This window comes from Aurantiacibacter sediminis (assembly GCF_016019885.1).
Classification (GTDB): Bacteria; Pseudomonadota; Alphaproteobacteria; order Sphingomonadales; family Sphingomonadaceae; genus Alteraurantiacibacter; species Alteraurantiacibacter sediminis.
On the sequence record NZ_JAEANY010000001.1, the window covers coordinates 461,766 to 477,064 of the forward strand.

A 15,299-nucleotide genomic window follows, 5' to 3' on the forward strand; every position below is an offset into this window, starting at 1 on the left:
TCAGGACGGTCCGCATGAATGATAATCCAGAAACTTTGCGCACGCTGATCGTCGATGATGAGCCGCTCGCTATTGAGCGGATGCAGGTGCTTTGCGCGGAAATCCCGCAGCTGACCGTCATCGGCACGGCGAGCGATGGCGAATCGGCGCTGCGACTGGCGGAGAAGCTTTCGCCCGATCTCCTGCTGCTGGATATGACCATGCCCGGTATGGACGGGCTGCAAGTGGCGAAAGCGGCGAAAGAGCAGGACAAGAGCCCAGCCGTCATTTTCGTCACCGCGCATGAGAATTTCGCGGTTGAGGCATTCGATCTCGAAGCGATCGATTACGTTCTGAAGCCGGTCGCCTCCGATCGGCTGGAGCGGGCCATCGAACGCGCCATCAATCGCCGCGGAGAAAGCGAGCTGAGCGAAGAAGAAAGCCCGTGGCTCACCGAGTTCTGGGTGCCGCATCGCTCCGAGCTTCTGCGCATCGAAGCTTCCGAAGTCTTCCGCATCGATGCCGAGCGCGATTATGTTCGCCTTCATGTCGGCGAGACCAGCTATCTGCTGCTGCAAACCATTGCCGGCCTCCAGGAAAAACTCGACCCGGACAAATTCATTCGCATCCACCGCTCTACGATTTTACGCCGCGATTTCATTCGCGGCCTGAAGCATGAGGGGCTGGGTGTCTGGTGTGCGGAGCTGGAAGATGGAGAAGAGCTGCGCATCGGCCGCACCTATCTCAAGAAAGTGAAAGCGATGGCTGGCCGCTGAAGGCGGCGTGCATTGCAATGCGCCAAAAAAAGGGCGCCTTCCCTTACCGAAAGGCGCCCATCACGGGGGTTTTGATCTTGGAAATTAAAGTTCGATCACCTCGGCGAGGCTTTCCTCAATACTTGTCCGAGCTTCGCTAACGCATTGGCGCGCCTCGCGGCTCCGGAGCCTTGTACCGAGATTGACATCATCGAGGCCGCAGACGTAGCGCGCGGCGCGCTCGATCCTCTGTTCAAGAGCGGCGACACCGCTTTCGGTCGAGAGATCGAGATCGCTGTAGGAAATGCTCGCAGTGCGCTCATCCTGGGCGTATGCAATGGCGGGGCTGAGGACAATGCCGGTGGCGACAACGGCCAGAGCCATGGCGGATATACGGTTCATCATGGGTCTCCTTCCTTTGCCTCCTCGTCCCGGTAGGAGGGTCACACCGCAGCCGGTGGGACTGGAACGGCTGCGGTGCGATTACGGATGTAGGCCAGACCCATTCGATTCGCGCGCCAAGCTCGATTGGAAGACGTCAATTGTCGACGAGCGATTCTGGCATCCGACAAACGACATTTTTAGCCCTACGAAGTGCGCATTGCCCTTTTTCTCGCCTTTGGGCAGATAAGAATCATGGCTTCGCTGTTCGCTCTCATCCTCACCACGCTGCTCGGCATCGCCAATTTCGTCGCGCACCGTGCGGTGATCGAAAGCGGACATCGCATGGTGCAGGATATGACGCCCGAGGCTTTGCGCGTCCTGCGGCCTGTCAGCCTGTCATTCGAGTTCCTGCTGCTATGCGGCGCGCTTTATGCGGTACGTTTAGGGCATAGCGGCTGGATGTGGGCCTATCTTGCCTATTCGCTCATCAATGCGGGAGCGGCCTGGGCGATTGTGACCCGCCGGCTTTAGGAATCTGCGCTTCAGAGCCATTCGCGCTGGCGAAGCGACGGCAGATACTGCTAGCGCAGGCGGGTAATGTCGAAGAGCAAGCTCCTATTCCACCTGTCCGATCTTCACTTCGGACTCGAAGACAATGAAGCGCTCGATTGGGTCAGCAGAGAAATCGCCGAGCGGACGCCCGATGCGGTCGCGATCACCGGTGATCTGACGATGCGCGCGCGGCATCATGAATTTGCGGCGGCGGAGAAGTGGATTCATTCGCTGCCCGTTCCTGTTACGGTTGAGCCGGGCAATCACGATCTGCCTAATTATTATCTGCCGTCACGCTATCTCAATCCGCTGGGCCGGTTCGAAGCATTTCGCGAAGTCGTGGAACGGCGGATCGAGCTTCCCGGCCTCGCGCTCGTGCCCCTCAACAGTAATGTCCCTGCGCAGCCGCGCCTGAACTGGTCGAAAGGCTGGATCAGCACTTCAGCGCTCGCCGAATGCCTGATGCAGCTCGACGCACTGCCAGACGGAATGCGCGCGCTGGTGACTGTGCACCATCCACTCAGAGAGACAGGTACGCGCGGGACTGCATTGACTCATAATGGCACCAAAGCTTTGCGCGAATTGGCGCGGCGCAATGTGCTCGGCGTGCTGTCGGGCCACGTCCATGATCCGTTCGATATCATGGAAGATGTCGGCAATGGCAGCGTGCGCATGATTGGCGCGGGCACGTTATCGCAACGGATTCGCTCCACACCCCCTAGCTTCAACGAACTGAGATGGGATGGAAAGCAACTGGATGTGCGGGTGCGCACGCTGGGCGATGTGGCGACATCCGACATGATGATCGACGATGTGCCGGAAGATGCGATGCCACCGAGGGAGCCCGGTGAACCAGTCGCTCCCGTCAACAAAGTGCCGCGAACGGACCCTCCAAAGCACTAAAATGGCTCATCCGGCCTTTGAAATTCGGCACCCTGTCGCAATCGCAAGGAACGCCTTGGCAAGGTAGGGCATTCTACGCAGGTTATGACCAAGGTCTTGATAGTCGAAGACGACCTGCTGAACCGCATGTTTTACGAAGCGGTCTTCAAGCAGCGCGGTTACCAGCTGATGGTAGTCGACGATGGCGCGCACGTGCTTGACGCCGTCGATAGCTTTGCGCCCGACCTTATCACCATGGACATCCACCTGCCGCATGTTTCGGGGCGCAAGCTGATCCGCAAGATCCAGAAGAACCCTGACACGAAGCACATCCCGATCCTTGCCATTACGGCCTTTGCCGGGAAGCAGGATGAGGCCGAAATCCGCCGTGCGGGCGCGCGCGGCTATCTGGCAAAGCCGCTGGGCATCGATGAATTGCTCAGCGAGGTGGATGCTCTTTTAGCTGCCGGCGAGCCCGTTCAGCCTACCCAACACTGACATCTTCCGAAAGCGCATGCAAAAAGGGCGACCCTTCGTGGGGGCCGCCCTTCGCATTTTCCTCCGTCGAGGAAACTGGTTGTAGCGAATTAGCGCTTCGAGAACTGGAAGCTACGACGTGCCTTGGCGCGGCCGTACTTTTTACGCTCGACCACGCGGCTGTCGCGGGTGAGGAAGCCGGCGGCCTTGATCACTGCACGCAGCGTCGGCTCGTAGCGGGTCAGCGCCTGGCTGATGCCGTGCTTCACAGCGCCGGCCTGGCCGGAAAGACCGCCGCCCGAAACGGTGGCGACCACGTCATACTGTTCTTCGCGCTCGGAGATGGCGAACGGCTGGTTGATCACAAGACGCAGGGTCGGACGTGCGAAATACACTTCCTGATCCTTGCCATTGACGGTGATCTTGCCGGTGCCGGGCTTCAGCCAGACGCGAGCGGTCGCGTCCTTGCGGCGGCCGGTTGCATAGGCGCGGCCCTGATCGTCAATTTCCTGCTCGCGCAGCGGCGTGCTGGGGACTTCGACATTGGTTTCGGCAGCGTCAGCGGCAGGAGCGTCACCCACGACGTCCTTCAGCTCGGACAGGTCCGATGCGGTGTTCTTGTCTTCGGTAGCCATTATGCGGACACCTTGTTCTTGCGGTTCATCGAGGCAACGTCGAGCACTTCGGGCTTCTGGCCGTCATGCGGATGCTCGGTGCCGTTGTAGAGGTGCAGGTTCTTCATCTGCGCGCGGCCCAGCGGACCCGTCGGGATCATACGCTCAACAGCCTTTTCGAGAACGCGCTCGGGGAAACGACCTTCGAGAACCTTCTCTGCAGTAGTTTCCTTCAAGCCGCCCGGATAGCCGGTGTGCTTGTAATAGATCTTCTTGGCGGCTTTGTTGCTGGTGAACTTCACCTTGTCGGCGTTGATGACGACTACATGGTCACCGCAATCGACGTGCGGGGTAAAGCTCGGCTTGTGCTTGCCGCGCAGAATGTTGGCGATGATCGTTGCGAGACGGCCGACGACGAGACCTTCGGCATCAACGATGTGCCACTTTTTCTCGACCTCGGTCGGCTTGATCGACCGGGTGGTCTTGCTCAGAGCCTTCATGGCTTTTGATTCCTGTAATTCGTGTGCGAATGATCGCTGCTTTAGTCCGGCTGCTTTCCTGCAAAGCAGAATCGCTGATGCCTAAGCGTTGCGAAGGTGCGCATTTGTCGCTTTAGACCCGCGAAGTCAAGCAAATCTGCGGTGTAGCGGAGAGGTAAAATAATACCCCCAGCTTAAATTGGCTTAAGTGAGTGGCGTTAAAGTCCACCGCTCCCGCGTGGTGCGGCGGCTGTTTCCGATAGCGGTTACGATGTCTCGTGCCGCATTGCGCATTAGCCCGGTCGCGCGGTCCATCTCCGCTTCGAAAAGCGTTTCAACGCGACCCTCACTGCCATCGGGCAGGATAATCACCTCGCTGGTGCTTCGGGGTTCAGCCGCTGGCGCGAACAGATCTTCAGGCATGATCGCGGTGATGCCCTGCCCGGCGGCATGGATCGCACCGATATATTGCTCGACCTGCTCACGATCGGACTGCGGCGGATTTCGCTGCGCCATAAGCTCGAGCGCATGATCGACCGCCGCTTGTGTTTCAGCCTGCTGTGGCCCGGTGCCATGCGGCGAAGCGATTCGGCCGGATGCCGTCAGCGCAAGTGGGAATAATCCGCTTTCGTCCCGCGATTCCTCCAGCTCTGCAAAGCGGGAAAGGGCGGCGGGCGCTTCAACCGAAACGCTTTGCTGCAGTCCATCGAGGAGAAAGCCATCGCCATCCTCACGGAATGCGACGGTGAAAGTCCGCACCACTTGTACTTCGCGACCATCGACAAGATCACGCGCTACGCTGCGGCGATAGAGCATCCTGCCGCGTGGAGGTGCGATGAGGTGCGATCCGGAAGACTGCGCCAGAGCCGTCCGGCCAGTCAGTCCAGCCGAAAGCGCAGCTGCGAGCGCGAGCCGCAAGCTTTCTCGCCGATGCCATTGGGCCAATGCGCCCTCCTCGCTACGATCCGTCCCCGCCCAATTGCTCGGCCAGCCAGCCAAGGGTGGCTGGTGCCGCCGCACTTACGGGAAAACCCATAATGGCTGGCGTCTCGTAGGGATGCAATCTTTCCAGTCGCGCGACAGCTTTTTGCAGATGGACCGTATCCGTTTTGCACAGCAGTCCGCATTCAAATGACGTTTCCACCTCTCCCTTCCAGCGGAATACCGATTCGATCTGCGGAATGATATTCCCGCAGGCGATAAGGCGCTCTTCGACCAATTTTGAGGCAGCTGTGCGAGCGCTATCTGTGTCCGGGAAGGGACACCAGATCATCGCCGCGACGCCGCGGCTCATCCGGCGCGGCCAAGCACGTGCGCGGACCAGGCATAAGCTCCCACCAGAAGCGCGCCGACGCCCTGATGCGCAACGGCAATCCACAATTCGACGCCGGTCACGACAGTGGCAATGCCGAGGAGGATTTGGATTCCGAGCATCGCATGAAGCGCGATCGAAGCGCGTCGATCAAGCGGCTTGGTCCGAAATGCCATCACGATGAGAGCGGCCGCCGCCACCCATGCCCACCAGCGATGAATGAAATGCAGCCAGAAAGGATCATGGGTAAGCGTCCACCAGATGCCGCTTGCCCAGCTGATATTCGGCAGCAGCTGACCCTGCATCAGCGGCCAACTGTTGGATGCAAGGCCTGCATTCAGCCCTGCTACCCATGCGCCGAACAGCATTTGCAGGAAGAAGATGAAGCCGACTCCGATCGTCAGCCCGGTCAGCCGAGAGGGACGGGCATTGCCTCGCGCAAGCTGACGCAGATCGAGCGCTGTCCAGATCAATCCGCCGAACGTCAGGAACGCGGTTAGCAAATGGATCGAAAGCCAGAAATGCGAAACGTCGGTCATTTCGGTCGACAGGCCGGAGCGGACCATAAACCATCCGAAAGCACCCTGAAGGCCTCCGAGCGCAAGCAGAGCCACGAGCCGCGGCTTATAGCCTGCCGGGATCGCCTGCTTCACCCAGAACCATGCGAGCGGAATGGCAAAAGCCAGCCCGATAATGCGGCCGAGCAGGCGGTGGAACCATTCCCAGAAATAGATGAATTTAAAATCCGCCATAGTCATCCCGGCGGGTCCGCTGACATTCTGGTACTCGCCGGTGGTCTTGTAGAGCTCGAACTCGGCCTGCCAGTCGGCTTCGTTTAGGGGTGGCAGCGCGCCGGTTACGGGTTTCCACTCGGTAATCGAAAGCCCGCTTTCGGTAAGACGCGTGATGCCACCCACTGCAATCATGATCAGCACCAACACGGCCACGCTGAACAGCCAGCTCGCCAGCGCGAGCGGACGGATGGTGCTGCCATCCGCTTCCGATGCGAAATAAGGTTCTGCCTGAGACGCCATGCGCGCCGATTTGCGCATTCTTTGGCAAAGCGCAAGCTGCACCAAGGGCGGGTATTGATACGAAAAGCGCTTTAAAGCCTTGCGCAATGTTACAGCATCACATAGATGGCTCCGTATGGCGCAGCTTGTCCCATCAGTCCGCGGCAGATTAGACCGCATCGGCATTTTCTTGTCGGCGCTGTGCGTTACGCATTGCGTGCTGGGGCTGATCCTAGTCGCCGGGCTTGGCCTTGGCGCAACCTTCCTGCTCGATCCTGCCATCCATCGTGTCGGTCTTCTGCTCGCCACGCTGGTGGCTGGAGTTGCGATCGGCATTGGCGCAGTCCGTCATCGGCGCGCGGGGCCTTTCGTCGTTGCGATGACAGGCCTTTCCTTCATGGGTGGTGCTTTGGCTGTCGGGCATGGGGCAGAAGAGGCGGTGTTCACCGTGATCGGTGTGGGCCTTGTCGCTGCCGGGCATATGCTCAACTTGCGTCACGCCTGATACGCGCTATCTGCGCTGGCGATGACTCAGCAAATCTCTCTTACCGTGAATGGCGACGCGCGTCGCACCTCTGCCGAAACGATAGCCGCTCTTGTGCGCGAGCTCGGGCTGGAGCCTGCCAAAGTGGCGGTCGAGCACAATGGCGAAATCGCGCCGCGCTCCACTTTGGATGATGCTCGACTTAGCGAAGGCGACCAACTCGAAATTGTCCATTTCGTTGGCGGCGGATCGGGTGACACTGACGATAGCTGGGAAGTGGCAGGGCATCGCTTTAACAGTCGCTTGATCGTGGGTACGGGTAAGTACAAGGATTTCGAACAGAACGCCGCTGCGGTTGAAGCGGCGGGCGCAGAGATCGTCACCGTGGCGGTGCGCCGGGTGAACGTCTCCGATCCCAACCAGCCTGTTTTGATGGACTATATCGATCCCAAAAAGGTCACCTACCTTCCCAACACCGCAGGCTGCTTCACTGCAGAAGACGCCATTCGCACCCTTCGCCTCGCGCGTGAGGCAGGCGGCTGGGATCTGGTGAAGCTGGAAGTGCTGGGAGAGGCCAAGACGCTTTATCCCAATATGGTAGAGACCATCCGCGCCTGCGAAGTGCTGGCGAACGAAGGCTTCAAGCCGATGGTCTATTGCGTCGATGATCCGATCGCCGCCAAGCAGCTGGAGGACGCAGGCGCGGTGGCCATCATGCCGCTCGGCGCGCCAATCGGTTCGGGCCTTGGCATCCAGAACCAAGTCACAATCCGCCTGATTGTGGAAGGGGCAAATGTTCCTGTGCTGGTCGATGCCGGTGTCGGCACGGCAAGCGATGCTGCCGTCGCGATGGAATTGGGCTGTGACGGCGTGCTGATGAACACTGCAATCGCCGAGGCAAAAGACCCCATCCGCATGGCCCGCGCGATGAAGCTGGCGGTGGAGGCTGGCCGAGAAGCCTATCTGTCGGGCCGCATGGGTCGGCGCAAATATGCCGATCCGAGCAGCCCCTTGGCGGGACTCATTTGATTTCCGCCCGCCCATCCGGGCGGGCGTCCTCGGTGCTATTCGCTCCGGCGGGACTTCGTTCCGCCTGCGCGGCACCTGCGGGCTTCGCGTTCGCTCGCTGTCGCTGACCTACGGTCAGCGATCCCTGCACTCCGGTCGAAGGGTGTCGCGGAGCACGCTCGGCGACCAGCCGAGGGCAAAGCCGACTGGCCGCCCGCAGCGGGCGCGTAGCGGAGCGAAGCGCGTCTAGCGAGGACGAAAGCGCGGATGCGCTTTCGCAAAACAAAGATTGCGCGGTCCGATTGGCTGACCAGTCCTTTCACTCACCTCACACCAAAAATTAACCATACTGCGCGATTGTCAGGCTTCAACATGGGGAGCCTGTCATGGCTAAAGCGAAAACTGCCTCGCTGACGATTGCTGAAATGCGCGAGTTCGCCGGTTTCACCGAAAACGAGCGCAGTTTTATCGAGCGGGCTTTGGATATCGGCATGGGCCGGGGCGATGCGTTCAAGACCTGGAGCCGCACGGCGGACGATCAGCGCTCGATCCGCGGCCAGTATCTCGCCTATCGTGAGCTGCGCCAACTGCGCGGCTGCGTTCCGGGCACAGTCGGTTTTGACGGGGTCGAGCAGTTTCTCGGTGCGCTGGTGCGTATCTCTGCGCAGGACATTGCGCTTGGCCAGCTCGATAGCTTTTCGGCCTATCGTTTTTTGTATGAGCGGCTGCTCGGCGCGGCGGTTCGCCCGTTCCTTCCCGCGGCGTTCTGCGGTGCTGCGGCTTTGCCGCAGATCGGTCCGGAACGCCGCAAGATGCTGCTGCAGAGCCTGAGCGAATCGGCGGCGACCGCGCCTGCATGGTCACCGCGCGAGCCTGGGTTCTTCCCGGAAAAGGTCGACCAGCTTGCGGCTTAGGGCCGAATCAAACTAGCGAGAGAATGAAAAACGCCCGCCCGGCCCATGCCGAGCGGGCGCTTTCGGTAGCTCAGAGCTGGACCCCTAGAAAGCGACCTGCGCGCCGACCAGCACGACGTCCGTATCAACGTCGGGGTCAGACCACGTGCTCCCATCGGGAAAATTGCCGCCGGAAAGGAAGTTCAGCGGCACAAATCCATCCACATGGATGAACTCGCCGAACAGGTTCACATTCGCCAGCGGCTGCCACGAAAGGCCCGCCACAATCTGGTTCTGCCGACGCCAAGGGGCGCCTTCAGGGCCGGCAAGGAAGCGCGAAAATTCAGCCGAAAACTGGATCGGGCGCTGCGAATTGGCGCCGCGAGGGCCAAAGCCATATCGCGCACCGATGGTCAGGGCGCTTGGCGCAAAGGCTTCAAACACGCTCAACGGATTCATCGGATTGGGCACCTGCGTGCCTTCCCAGACCTGGGTGGTCTCGGCGTACTCGCCCAAGAGCTCAAGATCGCCATATTCCAGCCGCGCATAGGCCGCGATGCCGGGATTATTGTCCTGGCACGGGTTGAAATGGAAGACCGGGTAGCCCTGGCAATAGGCGGTGCCGTGCAGATAGCTCGCGCCGACCATCAGATTGTTACCATATCCGCCCAGATCGAGCGTGTAGCGCGCGTCCACCGCGAAATTGTTAAGGCGCGACGGGGTGGAGCTGCCCTGCACAGGCACATTGGCTGATCGGAACTGCGCACCGCCCTGCACCGCCATTGCACGGACGTGAAAACCGTCCGACACAAAGCCTACCTGCGCGCCATAGGCAAGAGCTGCAAAGGCGTGCCAATTGGTCGAATTGGTAAATGGGCTCACCGTGTCATTCAACCCGAATGGCACATCCATCTTGCCGATCAGCGCATAGACGGGCGTTTCGTTGAGATCGCCATACATAATCCAGCCGCGGCGCAGCTGGATCTGGTTGCGGGTGAGCGAGGTAATCGTGCCGCCGCCAAAGCTTTGCTGCGGATCGTAAAGCAGCTCGCCATAGGCGGTCACGCGCGGCGCGACATTGGCGGTGAATGCGAGCGAGACCGAATGCAGCACAGCTTCGGACACATTGTCGCCTAGCTGGTTCACGCTTGTCGGGTGGCGCATAAGATAGCCGAATTTATCGTCCGTATCGCTGCGCTGATAGTTGGCGATTGCAGTTACCTGGCCCGACAGCGTCACGCGGCTATCCAGCAGGCCATCGCGCTGGGCTTCCAGCTGCACCAGCGGGCGGGTGGTTATGTTCTCGGTGTGATCGAGCATCGCGAAAGCATAGGTGCTGTTCACGCCGATCAGATCGCGGTCCTCAGTGCCACGCACCGTTTCGACAGGAGCAAGCGCGGGTGCTGGCGCCACGACTGGCGGAGCGCTGACGATGGCGGTCTGCTCCGCAGCATCGACCTGCTCGCGGAGTTCCCGATTCTCTTCTTCAAGCTGGCCGAGCCGCTCTTCCAGAGCCGCCAGTCGGTCTTCAACCGTCATATCCTGCGCCGACGCCATGCTTGGCAAAGCGGCCAGTGCGGATGTGGAAAGGAGCAGTCCGGCGATAAGCTTCGGGCAACCGCGAGCGGCCGCAATACGCATCGACATTTCAAATCCCTGACATTTCACGCGGGGTACGGTCACGCCGACCCCAATGCGGACCTTTATGTCAGGTCAGGATGAAAAATCGGTTTAGGATGCTGCGAAAACCCCTAATAAAGCGCCTCAAGCCGATCCCCATAAGCCTTTGTGATAAAGGGCCGGCGGATCTTCATCGTCGGGGTCATCTGATCGTTATCGACCGAGAATGGCTCGTCGGCAAAAGTGAATTTGCGAACCTTTTCGATCACGGACAGATCCTGATTGGTCCGGTCGATCGCGGCCTTCATCGCGCTGCGGAAAGCGGGCAGTTCCTGCAATTCCTTCATATCGAAAGGGATGTTGTTCGCTTTGGCCCATTCGAGTGCCCATTCCGCATCGGGAACGATCAGTGCGACCATATACGGCTTCTTGTCGCCTGCGATCATCGCTTGGCTGATCTCAGGCTGCAAGGTCAGCATGCCTTCCAGCTTTTGTGGCGCGACATTATCGCCCTTGTCGTTGACGATGATATCCTTCTTGCGGTCGGTGATCTTGATCCGGCCTTTCTCGTCGAGATGGCCGACATCGCCTGTATGCAACCAGCCGCCTTCGAGCGTCCGCTCCGTATCTTCGGGGCGCTGCCAATAGCCGGTCATCACCAACTCTCCGCGTACCAGGATTTCACCATCGTCGGCGATTTTCACTTCGACGCCGCGCATCGGCGGACCGACGGTGTCCATTTTCAGGCCGACCTTGGGCCGATTGCAACTGACCACGGGGCCACTTTCGGTCTGCCCGTAGCCTTGGAGCATGGTGAGACCCATCGCTTCGAAGAAATTACCGACTTCGGGATTGAGCGGCGCACCGCCCGAGACCATCGCCTTCATTCGCCCACCGAATTTCGCGCGGATTTTCGGGCGCAGCGTGCGGTCGATGATCATGTCCATCGGCCGGTCCATCAGCGATTTGCGGCCCATCTCGCTTTCCCGAGACGCGATCTGCAGCGCCTTGTCCATCAGGTAATTGGCGACTTTGCCCTGCTTTTCGACCTGCTTCATTATGCGAGTGCGGAGCACTTCGAACAGTCGCGGGACGACGACCATGAAAGTCGGGCGCACTTCCTCGATATTGCTGGCGAGCTTTTCCAGACCTTCGGAATAGAAAATCTCCGCACCCACGCTGATCGGCAGGAATTGCCCGCCTGTATGCTCATAGGAGTGGCTGAGCGGCAGGAAGGACAGAAAGCGTTCCTCACCCACGCCAAAATCCTCGATCAGGATTTCGGCCGCCCCGCTGATATTGCACAACAGCGCTCCATGGGGCTGCAATACGCCGCGCGGGGCGCCGCTGGTGCCGCTGGTATAGATAATGCAGGCGGTGTCGGTGCGCTGGATCAGCCCAATCCGCTTATCGACTTCGGCGCGCGCTGCATCGGCATCGCCTGCCAGCATGTTGTCCCATTTGTGCAAATTGAATGCACCGGACTGCGCGGTGGAAATGCCCTCGATCACGATGACATTCTCAGCCTTGCCGGTCTTGATAATCGCAGGGAAAAGCGGCTTGGCGAGCTTGGCGTTGGATACGATGATGGCGCGTGCGCCCGAATCGTCCAGGATATGGCTGTGATCGCGTTCGGTATTTGTCGTGTAAGCAGGGGTGGAAATGCAGCCCGCCGCCATGATCGCCAGATCGGCGATGCACCATTCGGGGCGATTTTCCGAGACGATCACGACCCGGTCGCCATCATGCAGGCCCATTTCGCGAAGATTTTCCGCCATCAGGCAGACGCGCCGCGCGACTTCCGCCCAGGAGATGGTTTCCCAGCCGCTTTCGCCCTTGAAACCGAGAAAGGGCGTATCGCCTTTTTCATCGGCCCGTTTCAGAAACAGGCTGACGAGATTTTGGGCATTATCGATATCGTTCAAAAACACGCGGCATCTCTCCTGCACCGGGTTTTCCCGGCGAATTTTCGTTGCGGGACGGATTACGCGCCCCGCCCATGCTGGGCAAGCCTGCCCCGTTTCACATGATCTATCCCTATTGGGTGGCAGATGTTCCCTCGCTGCGCGGATCGGCAGCGCCTATCCAGCGCCCGCCTGACCACTCAACGGCATTCGCTTTTGACGGCAGGCTGCGCGTCCTCACCGTGTGGCCGAGCGCTTCCAGACCTTCCGGCAGGCCGGGAACGACATTATCCTCCTCCAGCGATATCGTATCGCCGGGTGAATAGAGCATGGGCAGTGCGATCGCGTCCTGCGCGGAAAGGCTCCAATCGATATAGCCCATCAGTGCCTTGGCGACTTGCACCGGGATCGTGCCTCCGCCCGCCGCGCCGATGGTGAGGACCGGATTGCCATCCATATCGAAAACGATGGTTGGCGCCATGGAACTGCGCGGCCGTTTGCCTCCTTCGACGCGATTGGCGACGGGCGCGCCATCCACTTCGGGCCGGAAACTGAAATCGGTCAGCTCATTGTTGAGGTAGAAGCCGCCATAGATCAGGCCCGATCCGAACGGCCCTTCGATAGTGGAAGTCCAGCTGACCACATTGCCTGCCGAGTCCGCGACGGAGAAATGACTTGTGCCATGCTCCTCAGGCTCGTCTCCGTCAGTGAAGGCTTGGATCACCCCGGCGGGCACGCCCGCTTCCGGCTCTGCTATGCGCATGTCGGGTGCTATCAGTTCGCTGCGAGCCGCCAGATAGACCGGGTCGACCAGCTGCTGCGCCGGGACCGGGACAAAGTCCGGATCGGCAAGGTAAAGCTCCCGGTCGGCATAAGCGAGGCGCTGGCTTTCGGCGAAAAGATGCCAAACGGTAACGCTGTCCGCACCCATCCCGGCAATATCGAACCGCTCAAGCTGGCCGAGGATCGCGAGCACCGTCGTCGCGCCGGAGGATGGCGGGCCCATGGAGCAGATCAGATAATCGCGATAAGTGCCGCAAAGTGCGTCGCGCATGGTGGCGGAGTAGCCAGTGATGTCCGCTGGCGTCATGGCCGCGTCACCGGGCGTGTTGGCGGCGATGTGCTCCGCCAGGCCCTGCGCCATCACCTCGTAAAAATGCTCCGGCCCGGCGCTCGCTATCGCTTCCAGCGTTTGTGCCAGTTCCGGATTTGTGACCCGCGTCCCGGCAGGGAGGATATTGCCATCATCATCGAAAAACAGCGCCGCACCTTCGGCCTGATGCGCGGCGCGCTCTTGCACACGCTCGGCAAAATTCACGAAGCGCGGGGTAAGCTCCCAGCCTTCTCGCGCGAGGCGTATGGCGGGTTGGAACAGCGCTTCCCACTCAAGTTCGCCATGGGCCGCGTGGGCCTCCGCTGCGAGCGCGATGTTCCCCGGAACGCCTACAGAGCGGCCGCTGATGACAGCCTCGCGATAGCCAAGCGGCTCGCCTTCGCTGTCCAGAAACCAATCGGAACCGGCAGCAGCAGGCGCAGTCTCGCGGCCATCGATGGTGATGAGCTCGCCATTGGCATCGTGATGCAGGAAGAATCCGCCGCCGCCGATACCGGAGCTTTGCGGCTCGACGACGGTCAGTGCGAGCATCACGGCGATTGATGCATCGGTAGCGCTGCCGCCCTGCCGCAGGATTTCGACGCCCGCTTCGGTCGCACGCGGATCCGCCGTGCTGACGACTCCGGGGGTGGTGGGCACCTGTGCAGAAACTGCCGGGCGAGGTTCTTCGCCGGTCTGGCATGCGGCCAAGGCCAGGGGAGCGGAAAGGGCAAAGAGTAAACGTGAGGCTTTCATGTCTCGCTTGCTATTCGCTTCCGACCGCCTCGGCAATGGTGGCAAAGCCATCGCGCCGCATCAGCTTTTCCAGCCCGGTGCAGATGTCCTTGGCGATGCCCGGCCCACGATAGACGATGGCGCTGTAAAGCTGCACCAAGCTGGCGCCTGCCCGAATGCGCTCCCATGCGTCTTCAGCCGTCGCGATACCGCCAACTCCGATAAGGGGGATGCCCCCACCCGTAGCCGCGCGAAAATCACGCACGCGCTGCAAGGCCTTCGCTTTCAGCGGAGCGCCAGACAGTCCGCCTGTCTCGCCCGCATGCGCAGAGTAAAGCGGTGGACGATCGATGGTCGTGTTGGAAACGATCAGCGCGCCCAATGCCTTGTCTGCCGCAATGCGCGCGATGGCATCGATGTCGCTTGGCTCGAGATCGGGCGCGACTTTGAGGAAAATGGGGGGAGCTTTGCCACCGCAGACCGAAGCGCGCGCTTCGATCACCCCGTCCAGAAGGCCGATCAAAGCACCTTCATCCTGCAATGCGCGAAGGCCCGGCGTGTTGGGGCTGGAAATATTGACGGTGAGGTAGGAAGCGTGCGGCGCCATCAGCCGCGTCATCAGCGCATAATCGGCGATCCTGTCCGCACTGTCCTTGTTCGCGCCGATATTGATGCCGATGATGCCGCGGCGATTGGCTCGCGCCTTGATCCGTTTAAGCGCGTCCTGCGCGCCGCCATTATTGAACCCCATGCGATTGATCACCGCTTGGTCTTCGACCAAGCGGAAGAGGCGCGGCTTCGGATTGCCTGCCTGCGGTTTGGGGGTAATCGTGCCAACTTCCGCGTGGCCGAAGCCGAGGCCCAGAAGCGCGTCGGGCACTTCGGCATTCTTGTCAAAACCGGCAGCCATTCCCAATGGATTGGGGAAGCGCAGGCCTGCGACTTCAACGCCCAGCTTGCCGCCAGATGAGGGTGCAGCCTTTCGCGGAGCGGCTTTCAACGCGGCGATCGTCAAGCCATGCGCGCGCTCTGCATCGAGCTTGAAAATGGCCGGGCGGATGATGTCGTAAAGCATGCATCGCCCATGGCAGCGAAACGGCAACCAAAGCAATCCC

The 15,299-nt window shown here is 60.4% G+C and carries 17 protein-coding genes; 7 read left to right on the plus strand and 10 right to left on the minus strand.

What is annotated here, in order from left to right; genetic code table 11:
- The first annotated feature begins 14 nt into the window (after positions 1-14).
- On the plus strand, positions 15-755 hold the full coding sequence (locus I5L03_RS02385; protein WP_197920093.1) for a LytR/AlgR family response regulator transcription factor: 741 nt from the start codon (positions 15-17) through the stop codon (positions 753-755).
- Positions 756-839: 84 nt separating this feature from the next.
- Here I5L03_RS02385 and I5L03_RS02390 read toward each other — a convergent pair whose 3' ends face one another.
- A complete protein-coding gene (locus I5L03_RS02390) occupies positions 840-1,139 on the minus strand; it encodes a UrcA family protein (RefSeq protein WP_197920094.1) in 300 nt (99 codons plus the stop codon).
- 231 nt (positions 1,140-1,370) lie between these two features.
- On the opposite strand from I5L03_RS02390, the gene I5L03_RS02395 reads away from it, so the two are divergent.
- The 3 genes from I5L03_RS02395 (at position 1,371) to I5L03_RS02405 (ending at position 3,050) form a co-directional block, all read left to right on the plus strand.
- Positions 1,371-1,649: a hypothetical protein gene (locus I5L03_RS02395; protein WP_197920095.1), complete on the plus strand. Its 279-nt coding sequence runs from the start codon at positions 1,371-1,373 to the stop codon at positions 1,647-1,649.
- Positions 1,650-1,715: 66 nt separating this feature from the next.
- Positions 1,716-2,573 carry a metallophosphoesterase family protein gene (locus tag I5L03_RS02400; RefSeq protein WP_197920096.1) on the plus strand — a complete coding sequence of 286 codons (858 nt, stop codon included), beginning with the start codon at positions 1,716-1,718 and terminating at the stop codon, positions 2,571-2,573.
- Positions 2,574-2,657: 84 nt separating this feature from the next.
- Complete coding sequence (locus tag I5L03_RS02405; protein WP_197920097.1) at positions 2,658-3,050, plus strand: response regulator; 393 nt, start codon at positions 2,658-2,660, stop codon at positions 3,048-3,050.
- Between the two features lie 89 nt (positions 3,051-3,139).
- Here I5L03_RS02405 and rpsI read toward each other — a convergent pair whose 3' ends face one another.
- The 5 genes from rpsI to I5L03_RS02430 form a co-directional block, all read right to left on the minus strand.
- The gene (gene rpsI / locus I5L03_RS02410) at positions 3,140-3,664 is read right to left on the minus strand and encodes a 30S ribosomal protein S9 (protein WP_197920098.1); all 525 of its coding nucleotides are present in this window, start codon (positions 3,662-3,664) and stop codon (positions 3,140-3,142) included.
- Entirely contained in the window at positions 3,664-4,143 is a 480-nt protein-coding gene (gene rplM / locus I5L03_RS02415) for a 50S ribosomal protein L13 (protein ID WP_197920099.1), read from the minus strand. The genes rpsI and rplM overlap by 1 nt, the downstream gene beginning before the upstream one ends.
- A gap of 183 nt (positions 4,144-4,326) precedes the next feature.
- Positions 4,327-5,067 carry a hypothetical protein gene (locus I5L03_RS02420; protein WP_197920100.1) on the minus strand — a complete coding sequence of 247 codons (741 nt, stop codon included), beginning with the start codon at positions 5,065-5,067 and terminating at the stop codon, positions 4,327-4,329.
- A gap of 13 nt (positions 5,068-5,080) precedes the next feature.
- Positions 5,081-5,416, minus strand: coding sequence for a divalent-cation tolerance protein CutA (cutA, locus tag I5L03_RS02425; protein WP_197920101.1), 336 nt, complete (start codon positions 5,414-5,416; stop codon positions 5,081-5,083).
- Positions 5,413-6,468: a COX15/CtaA family protein gene (locus I5L03_RS02430; RefSeq protein WP_197920102.1), complete on the minus strand. Its 1,056-nt coding sequence runs from the start codon at positions 6,466-6,468 to the stop codon at positions 5,413-5,415. The genes cutA and I5L03_RS02430 overlap by 4 nt, the downstream gene beginning before the upstream one ends.
- 115 nt (positions 6,469-6,583) lie before the next feature.
- Here I5L03_RS02430 and I5L03_RS02435 point away from each other — a divergent pair, with 115 nt between their 5' ends.
- From I5L03_RS02435 to I5L03_RS02445, 3 genes are all read left to right on the plus strand, one after another.
- Complete coding sequence (locus I5L03_RS02435) at positions 6,584-6,952, plus strand: MerC domain-containing protein (RefSeq protein ID WP_197920103.1); 369 nt, start codon at positions 6,584-6,586, stop codon at positions 6,950-6,952.
- A gap of 21 nt (positions 6,953-6,973) precedes the next feature.
- A complete protein-coding gene (gene thiS / locus I5L03_RS02440; RefSeq protein ID WP_197920104.1) occupies positions 6,974-7,960 on the plus strand; it encodes a sulfur carrier protein ThiS in 987 nt (328 codons plus the stop codon).
- Positions 7,961-8,325: 365 nt separating this feature from the next.
- On the plus strand, positions 8,326-8,853 hold the full coding sequence (locus I5L03_RS02445; RefSeq protein WP_197920105.1) for a hypothetical protein: 528 nt from the start codon (positions 8,326-8,328) through the stop codon (positions 8,851-8,853).
- Positions 8,854-8,937: 84 nt separating this feature from the next.
- Here I5L03_RS02445 and I5L03_RS02450 read toward each other — a convergent pair whose 3' ends face one another.
- The 4 genes from I5L03_RS02450 to I5L03_RS02465 all read right to left on the minus strand — a co-directional run bounded on the left by I5L03_RS02450 (position 8,938) and on the right by I5L03_RS02465 (position 15,259).
- On the minus strand, positions 8,938-10,479 hold the full coding sequence (locus I5L03_RS02450) for a hypothetical protein (protein ID WP_234034995.1): 1,542 nt from the start codon (positions 10,477-10,479) through the stop codon (positions 8,938-8,940).
- A 104-nt stretch (positions 10,480-10,583) separates the two neighbouring features.
- Positions 10,584-12,383 carry an AMP-dependent synthetase/ligase gene (locus I5L03_RS02455; protein ID WP_197920106.1) on the minus strand — a complete coding sequence of 600 codons (1,800 nt, stop codon included), beginning with the start codon at positions 12,381-12,383 and terminating at the stop codon, positions 10,584-10,586.
- A gap of 106 nt (positions 12,384-12,489) precedes the next feature.
- Complete coding sequence (gene ggt / locus I5L03_RS02460; protein ID WP_197920107.1) at positions 12,490-14,205, minus strand: gamma-glutamyltransferase; 1,716 nt, start codon at positions 14,203-14,205, stop codon at positions 12,490-12,492.
- Between the two features lie 10 nt (positions 14,206-14,215).
- Positions 14,216-15,259 (minus strand): quinone-dependent dihydroorotate dehydrogenase, encoded by a 1,044-nt coding sequence (locus I5L03_RS02465; RefSeq protein WP_197920108.1) that lies wholly within the window; start codon positions 15,257-15,259, stop codon positions 14,216-14,218.
- Positions 15,260-15,299 lie beyond the last annotated feature (40 nt).